Annotated in this window: 14 protein-coding genes; 9 read left to right on the forward strand and 5 right to left on the reverse strand. The window is 72.0% G+C overall.

The features are described from left to right. Positions 1-154: 154 nt before the first annotated feature. Both ABZU25_RS28165 and coxB read right to left on the reverse strand, forming a co-directional pair. A complete protein-coding gene (locus ABZU25_RS28165) occupies positions 155-580 on the reverse strand; it encodes a cytochrome c oxidase subunit 4 (protein ID WP_355032381.1) in 426 nt (141 codons plus the stop codon). 9 nt (positions 581-589) lie between these two features. Next, positions 590-1,561, reverse strand: a complete 972-nt coding sequence (coxB, locus tag ABZU25_RS28170) for a cytochrome c oxidase subunit II (RefSeq protein ID WP_355032382.1) — start codon at positions 1,559-1,561, stop codon at positions 590-592. A 171-nt stretch (positions 1,562-1,732) separates the two neighbouring features. On the opposite strand from coxB, the gene ABZU25_RS28175 reads away from it, so the two are divergent. From ABZU25_RS28175 to ABZU25_RS28190, 4 genes are all read left to right on the forward strand, one after another. Then, entirely contained in the window at positions 1,733-2,884 is a 1,152-nt protein-coding gene (locus tag ABZU25_RS28175; RefSeq protein ID WP_355032383.1) for an aminotransferase class V-fold PLP-dependent enzyme, read from the forward strand. Further along, positions 2,881-3,114: a sulfurtransferase TusA family protein gene (locus ABZU25_RS28180; protein WP_355032384.1), complete on the forward strand. Its 234-nt coding sequence runs from the start codon at positions 2,881-2,883 to the stop codon at positions 3,112-3,114. The genes ABZU25_RS28175 and ABZU25_RS28180 overlap by 4 nt, the downstream gene beginning before the upstream one ends. Before the next feature lie 262 nt (positions 3,115-3,376). Next, the gene (locus tag ABZU25_RS28185; RefSeq protein WP_355032423.1) at positions 3,377-3,919 is read left to right on the forward strand and encodes a phosphoribosyltransferase family protein; all 543 of its coding nucleotides are present in this window, start codon (positions 3,377-3,379) and stop codon (positions 3,917-3,919) included. After that, positions 3,916-4,383, forward strand: a complete 468-nt coding sequence (locus ABZU25_RS28190) for a GNAT family N-acetyltransferase (RefSeq protein WP_355032385.1) — start codon at positions 3,916-3,918, stop codon at positions 4,381-4,383. The genes ABZU25_RS28185 and ABZU25_RS28190 overlap by 4 nt, the downstream gene beginning before the upstream one ends. Before the next feature lie 156 nt (positions 4,384-4,539). Here ABZU25_RS28190 and ABZU25_RS28195 read toward each other — a convergent pair whose 3' ends face one another. The 3 genes from ABZU25_RS28195 to ABZU25_RS28205 form a co-directional block, all read right to left on the reverse strand. Then, positions 4,540-5,517, reverse strand: a complete 978-nt coding sequence (locus ABZU25_RS28195; RefSeq protein WP_355032386.1) for a carbohydrate kinase family protein — start codon at positions 5,515-5,517, stop codon at positions 4,540-4,542. A gap of 187 nt (positions 5,518-5,704) precedes the next feature. After that, positions 5,705-6,073, reverse strand: coding sequence for an iron-sulfur cluster insertion protein ErpA (gene erpA, locus ABZU25_RS28200; protein ID WP_355032387.1), 369 nt, complete (start codon positions 6,071-6,073; stop codon positions 5,705-5,707). A gap of 169 nt (positions 6,074-6,242) precedes the next feature. Beyond that, the gene (locus ABZU25_RS28205) at positions 6,243-7,382 is read right to left on the reverse strand and encodes a glycerate kinase (protein ID WP_355032424.1); all 1,140 of its coding nucleotides are present in this window, start codon (positions 7,380-7,382) and stop codon (positions 6,243-6,245) included. 68 nt (positions 7,383-7,450) lie between these two features. Here ABZU25_RS28205 and nadA point away from each other — a divergent pair, with 68 nt between their 5' ends. The 5 genes from nadA (at position 7,451) to ABZU25_RS28230 (ending at position 16,697) form a co-directional block, all read left to right on the forward strand. Continuing rightward, positions 7,451-8,650 carry a quinolinate synthase NadA gene (gene nadA, locus ABZU25_RS28210; protein WP_355032388.1) on the forward strand — a complete coding sequence of 400 codons (1,200 nt, stop codon included), beginning with the start codon at positions 7,451-7,453 and terminating at the stop codon, positions 8,648-8,650. Between the two features lie 213 nt (positions 8,651-8,863). Further along, positions 8,864-10,219: a UDP-N-acetylglucosamine 1-carboxyvinyltransferase gene (murA, locus tag ABZU25_RS28215; protein WP_355032389.1), complete on the forward strand. Its 1,356-nt coding sequence runs from the start codon at positions 8,864-8,866 to the stop codon at positions 10,217-10,219. A gap of 74 nt (positions 10,220-10,293) precedes the next feature. Beyond that, complete coding sequence (locus ABZU25_RS28220) at positions 10,294-10,887, forward strand: DUF3043 domain-containing protein (protein ID WP_355032390.1); 594 nt, start codon at positions 10,294-10,296, stop codon at positions 10,885-10,887. A gap of 186 nt (positions 10,888-11,073) precedes the next feature. Next, a complete protein-coding gene (locus tag ABZU25_RS28225; protein ID WP_355032391.1) occupies positions 11,074-11,634 on the forward strand; it encodes an XRE family transcriptional regulator in 561 nt (186 codons plus the stop codon). A 386-nt stretch (positions 11,635-12,020) separates the two neighbouring features. After that, on the forward strand, positions 12,021-16,697 hold the full coding sequence (locus ABZU25_RS28230) for a WG repeat-containing protein (RefSeq protein WP_355032392.1): 4,677 nt from the start codon (positions 12,021-12,023) through the stop codon (positions 16,695-16,697). The last annotated feature ends 5 nt before the right edge of the window (positions 16,698-16,702 follow it).

Here is a 16,702-nt window from a genome sequence, read left to right on the forward strand (position 1 = left end):
GCCAGCCCCGCACCGCCCGGCCACCGCACCGCCCGGCCAGCCCCGCACCGCCCGGCCACCGCACCGGCTGGGGCGCGCGACGACGAAGGCCCGCTCCCCAGTGGGATGCGGGCCTTCGTGGCGGACGGGTCGGTCGCGACGGCGACCGGGTGGATCAGTGTTCGGCGGTGCGCCGGGTGCCGCTGTAGTACTCGAACAGCAGCCCGCAGGCGGAGAAGACGACCGCCAGCAGGCCGGCGCCGATCAGCCAGTACTGCCAGAACACCATGCCGAGCGCGGCGGTCGCGGCGGCCAGTGCCAGACCGAACGGCCAGTAGCTGCCCGGACTGAAGAAGCCGACCTCACCGGCGCCGTCGGCGATCTCGGCGTCCGGACGGTCCTCGGGGCGCAGGTCGATGCGGCGGGAGACGAACCAGAAAAAGCCACCGCACATCGAGCAGAGCAGGAACGACAGCAGCAGGGCCACGGTGCCCACCCACTCGACGCCGCCGGACTCACCGTTGGTCCACGCGCCGTAGAGGATGGTGGCACCGAAGAGGAACCCGGCGATGATCAGGAAGATACGCCACTCGGTCTTCATGCGGCTGCCTCAGCTTCCCGTGCTGGCCGGAACTTTGTCCGGGTTGAAGTTGTCCTGCGTCCGCCGGGTGTCGAACGGCTGCGTGGTCTCCGCGTACGGCTGCTCGCCGATCTGGGCCAACGCGTCCTGGGTCGACTTGCCGCTCTGCTTGGCTGCCAGGAACTGGTCGTACTTCTCCGGCGAGACCACCCGCAGCTCGAAGTTCATGAACGCGTGGTAGCTGCCGCACAGTTCGGCGCAGCGTCCGACGTAGGCGCCCTCGGCGTCCAGACTGGAGACCTCGAACACGTTGCGGATCTTGCCCGGCATGACGTCCCGCTTGAACAGCAACTCCGGCACCCAGAACGAGTGGATGACGTCGCGGCTGGTCTCCTCGAAGCGGATGGACCGGCCGGTCGGAAGCACCAGCACCGGAATGACCTCGCTGGTGCCGAGCGTCGACGCGGTGGTGCGGGCCTCCGTGCCCTGGCCGTCGCGGTAGTTGAACTGCCAGTTCCACTTGAAGGCGACGACCTCGACAGTGACGTCCGGGTTCTTCGACAACTTGTCGACGTCGGTCTGCACGATCGCCGTGTAGTAGAAGAGCACGGAGACGATCAGGATCGGCGCGATGGTGTAGAGGAACTCCATCGGCAGGTTGTAGCGGGTCTGCACCGGCAGCGCGTTGCCACGCTTGCGGTAGCGCACGACGCACCAGAAGATCAGGCCCCACACGAAGACGCCGACCGCGAGCGCGGCGATGCAGGAGGCGATCCACAGGTCGTACATCCGCTTGGACTCCGCCGAGATGCCGCCCTGCGGCCAGCCGAAGCCGTCAAACGCCTGGCCCACATCACAGCCCGTGAGCAGGATCAGCAGCGCGACGCCACTGAGACCGAGCCCGGCCAACCGACCAGCACCACGCCCCCGGCGTCCACCGACCCCTGGCGAAGCGCTGTGCCGTACGGCCGACGGCCGTACCTCCGAACTCCTTGCGACCACCTGGTCCTGCCTCCCTAGCGCGCCGCGGTGCGTCTTTCCTCAGCACCGGCGGCAAAGGCGTCACCGACGGTCGCAGATTACTCGACCATGACGGACTCGACAGTGGTGGGGTCACTGTCCGCCCCCCATTGGGGGGATGATGGGCATACCGCCGCGATAGCGTGTCGATCTGTGAGCGCATCCCCGGTCTACCTGGACGCGGCGACCGCCGCGCCGATGCATCCGGTCGCGCGGCAGGCCCTGCTGGCGGCCTTCGACGACGGCTGGGCCGACCCGGGCAAGCTCTACGCCCAGGCCCGCCGGGCACGACAACTGCTCGACGCCGCGCGCGAGGCCACCGCGCTGACGCTCGGCGTCCGCGCGGACGAGGTGTCCTTCACCCCCAGCGGTACGACCGCGGCGCACGGCGCGGTGCTCGGTGGCCTGGCTGCCCGGCACCGGGTCGGGTCGACGCTTGTGCACTCGGCGATCGAGCATTCGGCGGTGCTGCACGCGGCGGAGCGACACGTGGCGGCGGGTGGGACCGCGACCGGCGTGCCGGTCGACCGGTTGGGCCGGCTGGACCTGACCGCGTGGTCGGCCGCCGTTCGCGCGCCCGGAGTCGCGCTGGCCGCGCTGATCACTGCGAGTCACGAGGTGGGGACGGTGCAACCGGTCGCCGAGGCGGCCGCCGCCTGCGCCGAGGTGGGGGTGCCGCTCTACGTGGACGCCGCGCAGTCGGTCGGCCGGGTGCCCCTGCCGGTCGGCTGGTCGGTACTCAGCGCGAGCGCCCACAAATGGGGTGGCCCTCCCGGGGTGGGGGTGCTGGCGGTGCGCAAGGGCACCCGCTGGGAGTCCCCCTGGCCGGCCGACGAGCGGGAGGGTGGGCGTACCCCGGGGGTGGTGAACCTCCCGGCGGTGGTGGCGGCGGCGGCGAGCCTGCGGGCGGCGGCGGCGGACGCGGCGGCCGAGGCGACCCGGCTGGCCGCGCTGGTGGACCGGATCCGGACGCGGGTCGCGGTGGAGGTGCCCGACGTGGAGGTGGTCGGCGACCCGGTGCTCCGACTCCCCCACCTGGTCACCTTCTCGTGCCTGTACGTCGACGGGGAGGCGCTGCTGCACGCGCTGGACCGGCGGGGCTTCGCCGTGTCGTCCGGTTCGTCCTGCACGTCGTCCACGCTGCGTCCGTCACACGTGCTGGAGGCGATGGGGGTGCTCTCGCACGGCAACGTGCGCGTCAGCCTGCATCGGGAGACCACCGAGGCGGACGTCGAGCGGTTCCTCGGCGAGTTGCCCGGGATCGTCGCCGAGTTGCGTGCCGAGGCTGGGGTGGTGGGGCTGTGACGATGCCGGACGAAGTGATCGACTGTCGGGGGCAGCGTTGCCCGCTACCCGTGATCGCGGCGGCCCGGCGGCTGCCGCAGGTGCCGGTCGGCACTGTGGTCCGGGTGCTCGCCGACGACCCGGCGGCAGCGGTCGACATCCCCGCCTGGTGCCGGATGCGCGGTCAGGAGTTCCTCGGGTCGGTCGACGGACCCGACGGACCGGCGTACGACGTCCGCCGCTCGCACTGACCCGGCGGTTCGCGCCACGCACGCCCGCCGTTTCTGGCACTCATCACCACCGGCGGCGACCCACGATGGTCACCGCCGGCGATAGGTGACTCGTCGGGTCGCTTCCGCCTGTCCCGACGGCGGGGAAACAGCAATATCCGACAATGCCTCGGCTGTCAACCTTGCCGAGAATTCGCCGATTGTCGCGGCAGAGTGCGCTTCCCTGCGGTCGGTTACGATGCTGCGTCTACCTGAGCCTCAGACGGAGGACCCAGTGGCGATAATGAACGTGGTGTCATTGGTCATTTCGAGCATCGCCGGCCTCATCTCCATCTTCTTCTCGATCAGACTTGTGCGGGAGCGAAACAAGATCTCGTGGAGAATGGTCGAGACGTGCACCAGATCGCTGTTGGAAGAGATACAGGCGTCGAGCTTCGATCCCGACGTGGTGATCGGAGTGGGACGCGGCGGCGCCATCCTGGGCGGCATGTTGGCGGGGAACATGGGCCACCTCCCCTTGTTCGTGGTGGACACCATTCTCGACAGGACGGACGGAGTCAGCGCCGCCCATATCCGTTATCCGGGAGTGTTGCCCGATCTTGCCGGCAAAAAGCTGTTACTTGCCGTCGGGGAGCTGTATTCGGGTCAGGATCTCCGGGCGGCCCTTGACCTCGCCAAGTCCAAGTCACCGAGTATGATCAAGACGGTCTCACTCTTCTCACACCCGGCGAGTTCGATCAGACCGGACTATGTGGGACGGGAGACAAGGCAGCCACTGAGCGCCCCGTGGAGGATGAGCGATGTGTATCGAACGAGGCGTCTATGAGTCCTGACCTCACCGTACGTGCGGCTCAGCTGTCGGATGTCGACGACCTGGTCCGTCTGCTCGAACTGATGCACGACGGCGTTCGCGAGACACCCGCCTCCGCTCGTGAGGTCGAGTTACTCGAGGAGATCCTGAGCCAGCAGAATCGCCAACTGTTCGTAGCCGTCACGGGCGGGCAGACCGTCGGGACAGTCGACATCGTGGTGGTCAGCAATCTCTCCAGAGACGGCAGCCCGTGGGCCGTCGTCGAGAACCTGGTGGTGGACCCGAGCAAGCGACGGTTGGGCATCGGACGTGCCCTGATGACTGCCGCCATCGACTATGCGGAGGGCAGCGGCTGCTACAAGATCCAACTGGTTTCCAACAGCGCCCGCGCCAACGCTCAGGCGCTCTACCGATCCCTCGGATTCAGCGCACCGGTCGACGGGTTCCGGCGATACCTGAAGACGGTAGCCGTGGTCTGAACGAGCCCGTCCGGGCGCGGCGAGCCCCACGCCGCACCGCCTCGACGCCCGCTTTGCTCAACCGGAACGGCCACCGAGGCCACGGCCGGTCCGAGATTCACCACCCCGGACCAGGCCGCATAAAGCCCCTAGGCTGTCAATAATCGGACAACCGACTTACGGCAGCAGGTGTGGGCGGACCTCGTCGGCGGCGGCATCGCCGTAGGACTCGGCCAGGCGCTTGACGAACAGGTCGCGGCGGACGTCGTACTCCTGGGTCCCGACGGTTTCCAAAACGAGCGTGGCCAGCAGCGAGCCGACCTGAGCGGCCCGTTCCAGGCCGACCCCCCAGGAGAGCGCGGTGAAGAATCCGGCCCGGAAGCCGTCGCCCACCCCGGTCGGGTCGACCGCCCGGATCTCCCGCGCGATCGGTACGTGGATCGGGTCGATGCCCCGCCCGGCGATCTCCACACCGTGCTTGCCCAGCGTGGTGACCCGCACCTTGACCAGGTCCAGCAGTTGGTCGTCGCTCAGCTTCGCCTTGCTCTGCAACAGCGACTTCTCGTAGTCGTTTGTCATCAGGTACTCGGCGCCTTCGATCAGCGCCACCACGTCCTCGCCGGGCATCCGGGCGAGCTGCTGCGACGGGTCGGCGGCGAACGCGTACCCGCGGGTGCGGCACTCGGTCGAGTGCCGCAGCATCGCCTCGGGGTCGTTGGCGCTGACCAGCACCAGGTCCAGTCCGCCGACCCGGTCGGCGACCGGAGCGAGTTCGATGTTGCGGGCCTCGCTCATCGCGCCGGCGTAGAACGACGCGATCTGGCACATGTCGGTGTCGGTGGTGCAGACGAACCGGGCGGTGTGCGCCACCTCGCTGATGTGCACGGAGTCGCAGTCGACGCCGTGGCGCTCCAGCCAGGAGCGGTACTCGGCGAAGTCCGCCCCGACCGCGCCGAGCAGCACGGGGCGTAGACCCAACTGCCCCATGCCGAAGGAGATGTTCGCGGCCACACCGCCGCGACGGAGCACCAGATCGTCAACCAGGAAGGAGAGGGACACCTTGTGCAGCTGATCGGCGATGAGCTGGTCGGCGAAGCGACCGGGGAAACTCATCAGGTGATCGGTGGCGATCGAGCCGGTCACGGCGATCTTCATGTCAACCCTCGGGGTCGGGAGCAGGGCGCGGTCAGCCTACCGGCCCGGCAATTTGACGGTGGTTGTGTCCCGTCGGTCGGACACCGGTAACCGGCCCGCCACCGCCGCCTCGGGACCGCTCCCAGGCCACCACGACGACGGGGCCGTCCCGAAGGACGGCCCCGCCTGTGCTGGTGTGTCGTGTGACTCAGTTGAACGAGTCACCGCAGGCGCACGAGTTGCCCGCGTTGGGGTTGTCGATGGTGAAGCCCTGGGCGTCGATCCGGTCGGCGAAGTCGATCGTCGCGCCGGACAGGTACGGGGCGCTCATCCGGTCGACGACGACCTCGACACCGCCGAAGCCGGTGACGACATCACCGTCGAGCGAACGCTCGTCGAAGAAGAGCTGGTACCGCAGGCCGGAGCAGCCACCCGGCTGCACGGCGACGCGGAGCCGCAGGTCATCGCGGCCCTCCTGCTCGATCAGGGCCTTGACCTTCTGCGCCGCGACGTCGGTGAGGACGACGGAAGTAGGGGCCTGGGCCTCGGTCGACTCGGTCTGCGCTGGCGTGGTCACGTGGAAGTCTCCCTGCGCGGTGTGGGTCCGGACGCACTGGCCAACGCCGTGCGCCGTCCAGTGATTCCCGGTTGTGGTCCGGTTCCGATCGTACGCCGCCCCGGCCGGGCTCACCCGCGTGGCGTGATCGCCGCCGCAGGTCGGCCCCGGTGGTGGACCGTCGGCGGCCTCAGCGGCTCCACTGCCGGGCCAGCCGGGCGCCCAGCGCGTGCAGCCCCGCCGCCGGCCGGCTCAGGGCGGCGTCGAGCCCTCCGCGCTCCTCGCCACCGAAGTGCTCGACCAGGCTGTACGCGTCGGTCACCCCGGCCGAGGCGGCCTCCCGCCGGCCGGTGCTCACCTGCCCGGCCACCACCACGCAGGGAACCCCCCGGTCGCGGGCGGCGCCGGCCACCCCGGCGACGACCTTGCCGCGCAGCGACTGGTGGTCGAACGACCCCTCACCGGTGATCACCAGGTCGACGCTGTCCAGGGCGGCGTCCAGTCGGGTGGCCTGGGTGACCACCCCGATTCCCGACGCGCAGCCGCCGCCCAGGGCGAGGATGGCCGCACCGATGCCCCCGGCGGCCCCGCCCCCCGGCAACGTGCCGAGCCCCGTCGGGCAGCCGGCCAGATCCCGCTCCAGCACCTCCGCGAACCGTTCCAGCGCGGCGTCGAGCAGCAGTACGTCCGCACGGTCGGCGCCCTTCTGCGGACCGAACACGTTGCTCGCGCCGTGCAGCCCGAGCAGCGGGTTGTCCACGTCGGTGGCCGCGACCAGCCGGACGCCACGCAGCCGGGGTACGCCGTCGAGGGCGTCGACCAGGGCCAACGCCGCCCCGCCGTACGGCAGCGCGGCGCCGCTCGGGTCGAGCGGGCTCACGCCCAGCGCGGCGAGCATTCCTGCTCCCGCGTCGTTGGTGGCGGAGCCGCCCAGCCCGATCACCACCGTCCGCGCGCCGCTCTCCACCGCGGCGGCCACCAGCAGGCCCAGCCCGTACGAGGTGGTGGTCTTCGGGTCACGTTCGGCGGTGCCGAGCAGGTGCAGCCCGCAGGCCTGGGCGCTCTCCAGGTAGGCGGTCGCGCCGTCGGTGGTGAGCAGGATCTCACCGGCGGCCGGCCGGCCCAGCGGGTCGACCGTCGACACCGGCAACCGCTGGCCGCCGAGGGCTTCGGCGAGCACCTCCACGAAGCCGGGCCCACCGTCGGCGAGCGGCCGGATCAGCAGCTCGTCGCCGTCGGTGACGGTGCGCCAGCCGTCGGCCACCGCGGCGGCCACCTCCGGTGCGGACAGGGTGCCGGCGAACTTGTCCGGGCAGAGCAGCACGCGCATGCCGAGCAGTGTGGCAGCCCACACCGAGGGAAGCTGCGTCGCGCTCCTGCTGTGGGACCATGGGCTACGTGACTTCGACCTGGCTGGAACCCTCCAACACCGCGACGGCTCTGCTGCTGCTCGGCCGGGGCAGCGACCCCGACACCGAGCGCGGCGTCGAGTGTCCGGGTGACCTGCCGGCACCCAGCGATCCGGATCTGGTGGCCCGCGCCACGGCCGCGAAGGCGAAGCTGGGGAGCAGGGTCTTCGTGCTGGGGCACCACTACCAGCGCGACGAGGTGATCCAGTTCGCCGACGTGACAGGCGACTCGTTCAAGCTGGCCCGGGAGGCCGCGGCCCGTCCGGACGCGGAGTACATCGTCTTCTGCGGCGTGCACTTCATGGCCGAGAGCGCCGACATCCTCACCACCGACGCCCAGCGGGTGATCCTGCCGGATCTGGCGGCGGGCTGCTCGATGGCGGACATGGCGGTGCTGGGCCAGGTCGAGGCCGCCTGGGACACGCTGACCGAGCTGGGGATCGCTGGCCAGACCGTGCCGGTGACGTACATGAACTCGTCGGCCGACATCAAGGGCTTCGTCGGCCGCAACGGCGGCGTGGTCTGCACCTCGTCCAACGCCAAGCGGGCCCTGGACTGGGCGTTCGAGCAGGGGTCGAAGGTGCTCTTCCTGCCCGATCAGCACCTGGGCCGCAACACGGCGGTGCTGGAGATGGGCCTGTCGCTTGACGACTGCGTGCTCTACGACCCGCACAAGCCCGGTGGCGGGCTCACCCCGGAGCAGCTGCGCGACGCCAAGATGATCCTCTGGCGGGGGCACTGCTCGGTGCACGGCCGGTTCACCCTCGACAGCGTCAACGACGTACGCGAGCGGGTGCCGGGCGTCAACGTGCTGGTCCACCCGGAGTGCCGGCACGAGGTGGTCACCGCGGCCGACTACGTGGGTTCGACCGAATACATCATCAAGGCCGTCGAGGCGGCTCCAGCCGGTTCGGCGTGGGCGCTCGGCACCGAGTTGAACCTGGTCCGCCGGCTCGCGTTGGCGCACCCGGACAAGCAGATCATGTTCCTGGACAAGGCCGTCTGCTACTGCTCGACGATGAACCGGATCGATCTGCCACACCTGGTCTGGGCTCTTGAGGAGCTGGTCGCGGGCCGGGTCGTCAATCAGATCACGGTGGACGCGGACACCGCTCACCACGCCCGGGTCGCCCTGGACCAGATGCTCGCCCTGCCCGGTGCGGACACCCCGCCGCCGGCGGCGTCCTGATCACGATCCGTAGCGCTCTTGGTACGCAAAAGTGCCGCATCACCGATTAATGCCACACACGCCGATCTGACCGAGTCCTTTTTCGTCACCGAGGGCTATGCTGCCGAGGCGACGACATACGCGGGCCGTTTCAACCTGGCCGCATTCGGGGTAGCGACAACGTTCAGGCTCCCCACCAAAAAACACGGCAGCACCGACGCGCTGGAGGTTGCGTTGAGCGACGACGTCCTGGTCGTGCACGGAGGCACTCCGCTCGAAGGGCGGATCCGCGTGCGTGGCGCGAAGAACCTGGTTTCGAAGGCGATGGTCGCCGCGCTGCTCGGCGACAGCCCGAGCCGGCTGTTCGACGTGCCGAAGATCCGCGACGTCGAGGTGGTCCGGGGTCTGCTCGGCCTGCACGGCGTCAAGGTCACCGACGGCGCCGAGGACGGCGAGCTCGTCTTCGACCCGGTGAACGTGGAGAGCGCCAGCACCGACCAGATCAACGTGCACGCCGGTTCCAGCCGGATCCCGATCCTGTTCTGCGGGCCGCTGCTGCACCGGCTGGGGCACGCGTTCATCCCGGACCTGGGCGGCTGCCACATCGGCCCGCGCCCGATCGACTTCCACCTGCAGGCGCTGCGCGAGTTCGGTGCGACTGTCGAGAAGCGGCCGGAGGGTCTGCACCTGTCCGCGCCGAACGGGCTGCACGGCACCAAGTTCGCCCTGCCGTACCCGAGCGTCGGCGCCACCGAGCAGGTGCTGCTGACCGCGGTCATGGCCGAGGGCGTCACCGAGCTGCGCAACGCCGCGGTGGAGCCGGAGATCATCGACCTGATCTGCATCCTGCAGAAGATGGGCGCGATCATCAAGGTCCACACCGACCGGGTGATCGAGATCCAGGGTGTGCCGAAGCTGCACGGTTACACCCACCGGCCGATCCCGGACCGGATCGAGGCGGCGAGCTGGGCGGCCGCCGCGCTGGCCACCCGTGGCCACGTCGAGGTGCTCGGCGCGCAGCAGGCCGACATGATGACCTTCCTGAACATCTTCCGCTCGGTCGGTGGCGAGTACGAGGTCACCGACGCGCGTGCGCCGAAGCTGGGCGACCCGGGCCAGGAGGGCGGCATCCGCTTCTGGCACCCGGGCGGCGAGCTGAACGCGGTGGCGCTGGAGACCGACGTACACCCCGGGTTCATGACCGACTGGCAGCAGCCGCTGGTCGTGGCGCTCACCCAGGCCCGCGGCCTGTCGATCGTCCACGAGACGGTCTACGAGCAGCGGCTGGGCTACACCGAGGCACTGAACTCGATGGGCGCCAACATCCAGGTCTACCGGGACTGCCTCGGCGGCACCCCGTGCCGCTTCGGCCGGCGTAACTTCAAGCACTCCGCGGTGATCGCCGGGCCGAGCAAGCTGCACGCCGCCGACCTGGTCATCCCGGACCTGCGGGCCGGGTTCAGCCACCTGATCGCGGCGCTCGCGGCCGAGGGCACCTCCCGGGTGTACGGCGTCGACCTGATCAACCGGGGCTACGAGGACTTCGAGGCGAAGCTCGCCGACCTGGGCGCGCACGCCGAGCGTCCGTAACTCCGAACACCGTCCCGTAGTGCCCGGTGCACCGCGATGTGCACCGGGCGCGGGTCGTTGGCTACCCTTGCCGCGTGCCGTCGCTCTTTCGCCGCAAGTCCACTGACCTCGTTGACGAGGCCGTCTCCTCGCTGACCACCGAGGAGACCGCCGAGCGTTCCCGGGGTTACACCCCGACCAAGGGTCGGGAGACGCCGAAGCGGCCGACCGTAGGTCGCCGCCCGGCCGGCCCCAGCCGCCCCCTCACGAAGGAGGAGGAGCGGGAGCGTCGTCGCCGACTGCGCGCCGAGTCCGCGTCGGAGTTCCGCCGTGAGGGCGGCCCGCGTGACCGGGGCCCGGAGCGGCTGCTCGCCCGCAACGTGGTCGACTCCCGGCGTACCGTCGGCACCTGGTTCTTCGGCGGCGCGCTGATCGTGCTGATCGGGTCGAACGCGGCCATGCCGCCGCTGGTTCGGTTGATCTCCAACGTGCTCTGGGGCGCGTTGGCCCTGGGTGTGGTCGTCGACTCGGTGTTGATCTGCCGCAAGATCAGCAAGTTGGTCCGGGAGCGCTTCCCGAAGACCGGCCAGCGGATGGGCTCGCTCTACCTCTACGCGGTCATGCGGTCGATCACCTTCCGGCGGATGCGCGCCCCCGCCCCACAGGTCAAGCTCGGCGACAAGGTCTGACGCCGACCTCCCACGACCTCCACACCATCAGCGAACCGCTGTCCCCGGCGTCCCCGGCGGCAGCGGTTTCGCCGTAGCTGGGCGGATCGCTCCTGCCGAGGGGACGCTGGTGGTACGCAGGGTTCATCCTGCTGAACAGGCTGCCGCTGTTCGCCACGACGAACGCCGAACCGATGGAGCGAACGCATGCCTCCGGAACCGGCCGCTCCGCTGGCCACCATCGCCGCCGCCGTGCGCCGGGAGCGGGAACGGGTGGGCATCTCGCTGACCGAGCTGGCCCGGCGCGCGGGGGTGGCCGAGTCCACCCTCTCCCAACTGGAGTCGGGCACCGGCAACCCGAGCGTGGAGACGCGCTGGGCGCTGGGCGTGGCGCTCGGCGTGCCGTTCAGCCGGCTGGTGGAGCCCGCCGACGACGCCGTACGGGTGATCCGGGCCGGGGACGGGTCCCGGGTCCGCTCCGAGCAGGCCGACTTCACCGGCACGCTGCTCAGCGCGGGGGCGGCACACCTGCGCCGGGACGTCTATCTGATCGAGCTGGAGCCGGGCGCGGCCCGAGCCGCGGACGGGCACACCCCGCGCAGCATCGAACACGTGGTGGTCGCCGCCGGCCGGTTACGCGTCGGCCCCGAGACGGCCCCTGTCGAACTCGGGCCCGGTGACTACGCGGCGTTCCCCGGCGATGCCCCGCACCGCTACGAGGCGCTCGCTCCCGGCACGTTCGCCGTCCTCATCCTGGAGCATCCCTGACCGGCGACGACGATCAGCCCGAGCCAGGCGGCCGTCGAATACGGTAGGGTCGGAGACCAGATTGCCTTATAGGACCAAATGTCCGAAACCATTGGGATAACGTTTGCGCCCGTGGGCCGCACCACAGTGGCGGTGAGCGAGCCCACGCCGTTACCCTCCATCCGCAGCCACAGCCTGCCGGCGCAGGCGACCTGACCGGCACGCGCGAGGCCCCAGCACGACAATTTGCAACGAGGTGACAACGCCGTGAGCGAGCGGACGCGAGCCGGCCACCGGGGCGTGGCAGGCGGCGACCGGACGCCCGGCGATCACCCGGCGACGGCTGCGGAAAGCTCACCTCCGGCGAGAATCGGCCGAGTGGCCGGGTGTGGCGACGGGCGCGGCCAATGAGCGGCCGCTACGCCGACCGGTGGTCAGACCCGAACGAGCCGTCCTGGGTGGTCGAGCCGACCACCGAGTGGCACCCCCAGTTCCCCGGCCAGCGCTATCCCGGCGACATCGGCGTGGCCCACCAGCCGCCACCGCGTGGCCGGGCGACGGTGACCGGCCGAGCCGAGGTGCCACCGCTCGCGCCCACCCGCCCGGACGGCACCTACCTCGGCCGGTCCTGGTCCGACGAACCGCCGGAAGAGCCCGCGGTCCACAACCGGTCCTGGGTGGATGACGAGCCGGGTGAGACACCGACCTACGGCCGGCCCCGGAGCGACGCGCGCTCGGCCGACGCGTCCACCTACGGCCGCAACGACAGCGCCGACCCCCGCGCCTACGACCATGAGCCGTACCGCCGGCCACTACCCGAACCGCCCCGGCGCGACGACCGCCGCTCCCCCGAGTCGGACCGGCGTACCGCCTGGTCCGACCGACGCCCCGTCGAGGAGCGAGGACCCGCGCGGGAGGCCGCCTGGCACCGGGACCAGCCCTCCTCCGAGCGGTACGACAGCCGCCGCCAGCGGCCCGAGCCCACCGACCGGGACCGTGGTTACCCCGGCACGCCGGTCTCCCCCGCGCCCCGCTCCGATTCCGGTTGGGTGCCGGAGCCGGACGACGCACCGCGTCGGCGCGGTACGCACGAGCGACCGGCCGCCGGTTACGACCGCCACCCCGTCGACGGATACGGCGCACGACCCACCCGGGACCGCGACGGCCGACTGGCCGACGACCGGGTCGCCGACGGCACCGACCAGTGGGCACCCGCGGACGGCCGCACCCGGTACCGCGCCGACGGCTACCCGGACCGGGCCGCCGACGACGTTCGCCGCCCGGAGCGGCGCTACCGCGCGGACGAGGGGGCCGGCGCAGCGCCGTCGCCAAACGGTGGACGACGGCACCGGCCCGAGCCGGAGATGCCCGACCATCCCCGCCGCGACGAAGATCGGCGCCGGCCCGACAGCGACCCGCACCGGCAGCAGCCCCGCGAGACCGCGGCCCGCGCCGAGGCGTACCCGGACCGGCGTCCCCGCGAGGAGACCCGACCGGACGCGTACCGCGAGGACGGACATCGCGAGCGCGCGTACCGCGAGGAGCGGCCGCACGACAACGCGTACCGCGATCCTCGGCCGCAGCCCGGCCAACGGCCGGACGGCACCCTGCCCTGGCCGCCGCCGGGTCCGGTGCGCCCGGACCGCACCCGGGAGCCGGGCCACCGCACCGAACCGCACCGCACCGCGGACCCACAACGCGGCGTCGAGCCGGGTACCCCGTCGCGGCCGGACGCGCGGCCCGAGCGGCCGGCGGTCACCCCGTCCCGCTACGACGAGCGACCGGTACGCCCGGCCGCCGCGGCCCCGTCGGCGGCCGGCCACGCCACGCCGGTCCCCTCGGAGCGAACGGTGCCGCCGTCACCCGTCTCCCCCGCTGCGCCCAACCGGGACCGACCCATCTTGGCCGCCCCGGTTTCCCCCGCCTCCGACGTGCCCGTCTCGGGTCCACCCGCCGCACGCCTCCGGCTGGAGTACCTGCCCGCGCCGGTGGACCCGCCCACCTCCGACGAGCGCTCGGAGGTGCCACCCGCGCCGGAGCGCCGGACACCGACCGAACCGGCACCGGCCGTCGGTGCACACCCCAGCGCACCGCCGCGTTACCCCGGCCCGGACCCCACGGACCGCCCAATCGACAAGCGGCACGGCGGCGAGCCGACCGCGGACCGCCGCCGGTTCGGTGACCCGTCGGGCAGCACCGCCCCGACCGACCACCGCCCGACGCCGCACTCCCCAGACCGGACCGCCTCGGAGCAGCGCCCGCCCTCCCCGGACCGGCCGGCCTCCCCCGACCGGACCGCCTCGGAGCAGCGCCCGCCCTCCCCGGACCGGCCCGCCTCGGAGCAGCGCCCGCCGGAACGGACGGCTCCGACGGCGGACGCACGCCCGTCGGTCGCGCCGCCGCCCACCTGGCAGGTCCCGAACCCGGCGGCGGCCCCGCCCGCCCCGACAGCGCCAGCCCCGGAGCCCCCGGTGCAGGACCCCGGCGCGGCACTCCCGCCCGCCCCTGGCACGCCGCGCCGCTACGTACCGCCGCCACCCTCAGAAGGGCCGCTCGACGCCGTCCAAGACCCGGACGAGGTTACGGGCACCCGTGGACCGGACGCGTGGTTCAGCTCCGCTCAGCCCGCCGACTCGGATCCGGGCGGGCCTGCGCCGGACCGGCAGTCGTCCGAGTCGGCCGACGATGATTCGACGGCGGGCGACCGCGACCTGTCCACCACACCGACACCCGACCTGTCGGCGGCGCCGGCCACCGCGGACCGGGATCTGTCGACACCGACCACCGTGGACCGGGATCTGTCGGCGTGGACCACCGACGTCCGTCCCGATCCGAGTGACGAGCACGGGGACAGGCCGACACCGACCGACGCTCCCCAGCCCGTCTCCGCGTCGCCCGCACGCCCGACCGTCGACGCCTGGGCCGACGACCCGCAAGACGACGCACAAACACCTGTCGGACCGGAATCGGCGTACGACGACCAGCCCGTCTCCGGCGCGCCTGCCCCCGCGACACCACACCATCAGGCCGACGTCCTCGCCGAGGCCGACAAGAATTTGGTCACCGCTCATCTGGTCGGGGACACCGATCCCGTCGCGCACGACCCCACTCACGACGCCGAGCCGTACGCCTGGCCGTCCGACGCCGAGGGCGATCCGGACACCAGCGGGTCGACGGACGGCTCGCGAGCCGACGACTGGTCGGATGACGTCGTTCTACCGGCCCCGTCCGCAATGTCTGATGACAACGATTCTCCCGTCTCGGCCCCACCGGTCTCGGCCCCACCGGTCCCGGCTGACCACACGCCACCGGCCCTGACGCCCGTCTCCGCACCCCCAGCGCCCGCGCCGCCGGTCGCCGCAGCACCCGTTTCCGCGCCGCCCGCCTCCGCAGCACCGGTCTCCGCAGCACCGGTATCCGCGCCGCCCGCGTCGGTGCCACCGCCCGTCTCCGCCCCGCCGACCGCCCCCACGCCCGTGTCCGCGCCACCCGCGTCGACAGAGCCGGCCCACGCGCCACCCGCCGCCGCCCCGCCGACACAGCCGACCCAGGCACCACCCATCTCCGCGCCACCCGCGTCGGCAGAGCCGACCCACGCGCCACCCGCCGCCGGCCCGCCGACACAGCCGACCCACGCACCACCCATCTCCGCGCCACCGGCGTCGGCGGTGCCGACGTCCGCACCACCCGCCTCCAGCGTTCCCGGCCCGAGGACCGGCTCGCGCGCGGAGGAGGCGCCCGTCTCCGCGCCACCCGGCGACACTCCACCGGCGGCGACCCGCCCGTCGCTGGCCGACCCGGGCGACCCGGAGCAGGTCCTCGCGGCGTACCGCTGGCGGTTGGACCCGGTCACCCTGCGCGAGGAGCTGACGGAGCCGGACGACCTGCGGGCCATCCGGCGGCGGCTGACCGAGAAGCTGGGCTCGGCGATCGACAACCGCGCCCGGGCCCGGCTGCTCAGCCTGCGGGCGGTGGCCTCGCGGATCCTCGGCGACCTGGACGACGCGCTGGCCGATGGTCGGCTCGCCCTCACCTACGCCGAGGCCACCGGCGAGCTACGTCGAACCTCGTTGGCCCAGGCCCGGCTGGCCCACGTCCTACGCTGGCGTGGCAGCTTCGCCGAGGCGGACCAACTTTTCGCCCAGGCCAACTCGATCGAGCTACCCGACCGGTTGCGGGCCGCACTGCACGAGCACGCCGGACGGTCGTGTTACGACCAGGGACGGCTCATGGAGGCCTGCCAGCACTTCGAGCAGGCGCTCGACCTGCGCGGTGCCGGCGACGCGGAACTGCTGGACCGGGTCCGGGTGGCCCTCGACGCGGTCGCCGTCCGGGCCACGGCCGACGGCTTCGGGCCGTACCGCCGGGGTCGGGACGAGGTGCTCGACCGGGACCGGCCCCCGGTGCCGGAGCGGAACGGGCCGCTGTGGGGTTACACCGGCCAGGACGGCGAAATGGTCATCCCCGCCCGGTACGCCGAGGCGCAGCCGTTCCACGACGGGCTGGCCTGGGTTCGCCGGCCGGACACCGACCGGTGGTCGCTGATCAACCTGCTCGGCACCACGGTGATCCCGCCGTCCTACCGGGCGCCGCACCCGTTCAGCGACGGCCTGGCCTGGGTGGTCGGCGACGGCGGTTGGACGGCCATCGACGCGACCGGCGCGGTGCAGGTCCCGCCCAACTTCGCCGAGGTACGACCGTTCCGCCGCGGGTTGGCCGCGGTTCGACGCGAGGGGTGGGGGGCGGTCGACCGGACCGGTCGGATCGTCGTGCCCACCCGCTACCACGGGTTCCTCACCGAGTTGGCCGACGGCCAGCAAATCGACGGCTTCACCGACGAGGGGCTCGCCGTGGTCGACGTGGCCGGCCGGCGCGGGGTGGTGGACCGCACCGGCGCGGTGCTGGTCCCGCCGACCCACCCGCAGCTGGTCATCCACCCGGTGGCGTTCCTGGTCGGCAGCGGCGGGCGGTGGGGTGCGCTGGACCGGCGCGGCGAGCCACTGATCGATGTGGTGCACCGCGATCGCGCCGAGGTGTTGGCGGAGATCGATCGGCTGCTCACCGACGCCAACCCGGTGCTCTGAGCCGC

Origin of the sequence: Micromonospora sp. NPDC005215, assembly GCF_040607915.1 — a bacterium.
Classification (GTDB): Bacteria; Actinomycetota; Actinomycetes; order Mycobacteriales; family Micromonosporaceae; genus Micromonospora.